Source organism: Mesorhizobium sp. M2A.F.Ca.ET.037.01.1.1 (genome assembly GCF_003998075.1).
Classification (GTDB): Bacteria; Pseudomonadota; Alphaproteobacteria; order Rhizobiales; family Rhizobiaceae; genus Mesorhizobium.
Map to the genome: position 1 here is coordinate 1 of NZ_RZSA01001451.1, position 1,116 is coordinate 1,116.

Genomic DNA, 1,116 nt, shown 5'->3' on the forward strand with positions numbered 1-1,116 from the left:
CCATTGCCAGCCATCCCGAGCTTGCCGCACTCGCGCCGGCCGCGTGCGCCGTCGGCGGGCCGGCGATCCGCAACATGGCGACCGTCGGCGGCAATCTGTTCGCCCCTGCCCCTTACGGCGATTTCGCCGTGGCACTGCTGGCGCTGGGCGCGACCGTCGTCAACGAAGACGGCGAGACGCCGATCGAGACCTTCCTGGCCAATCGCGACACCAGTCGCGCCATCGTCACCACTGTCGGCTTTGCATTGCCCGGGGCGGAGAGCTTCCGCTTCCTGAAAGTGTCGCGCGTCAAACCCAAGGGTGTGTCGGTGCTGAGCATCGCCGCGCTTCTGGAACTTGCGGCCGACGGCACGGTGGTCTCGGCGCGGATCGCGCTGGGCTGCATGGCCGATCGCCCGATCCGCGCCACGGCGGCGGAGAAGGCGCTGCTCGGCTGCAAGCTCACGCCGCGGGAAATCGCGCCGGCGCTTGCCGCCGCGGGCGAAGGCATTGCGCCGATCACCGACCCGATCGCCAGTGCCTGGTATCGCACCGAGGTCCTGCCGGTTCATCTCGGCCGGCTGTTGTCGAATTAATCCGTGGGGGATTCGCGTCTGTTCGGTTCATCCGGGCAGGCGCGCAGGGAGGAAAAATGGCGAAGGTCCCGGTTCAATTCACGCTCAATGGCTCCGAAAAGGCTGAATTCATCGAGAGCGGCACGACGCTGCTCCACGCGCTCAGGGACAAGATCGGCGACACCTCGCCCAAGGGCGGCTGTCATCAGGGCACCTGCGGCGCCTGCTCCGTCATCATTGACGGTGAACTGAGGCTATCCTGCCTGACGCTGGCCGAGACCTGCAACGGCGCCGACATCAAGACGACGGCCGGCCTTGCCGAGGGTGGCGTGCTGCATCCGCTGCAGCGCGCCTTCCTCGATGCCTTCGCCACGCAATGCGGTTTCTGCACGCCGGGCATGATCATGGCGGCAAAAGTGCTTCTCGACCGCACGCCGAACCCCAGCCGCGACGACGTGGTCGAGGCGCTGTCCGGCAACATCTGCCGCTGCACCGGCTACGAGCCGATCATCCAGGCGGTGCTGGTTGCCGCGCGCGCCAACTCGCAGAACGCCGCCTGAGG

General features: G+C 67.4%; 2 protein-coding genes. Both read left to right on the forward strand.

Going from position 1 to position 1,116, the window contains the following annotated elements:
* Positions 1–575: FAD binding domain-containing protein (locus EOA27_RS37515; RefSeq protein ID WP_127258846.1), on the forward strand; the 575-nt coding region annotated here is incomplete at its 5' end.
* 56 nt (positions 576–631) lie between these two features.
* A complete protein-coding gene (locus EOA27_RS37520; protein WP_126081907.1) occupies positions 632–1,114 on the forward strand; it encodes a (2Fe-2S)-binding protein in 483 nt (160 codons plus the stop codon).
* The last annotated feature ends 2 nt before the right edge of the window (positions 1,115–1,116 follow it).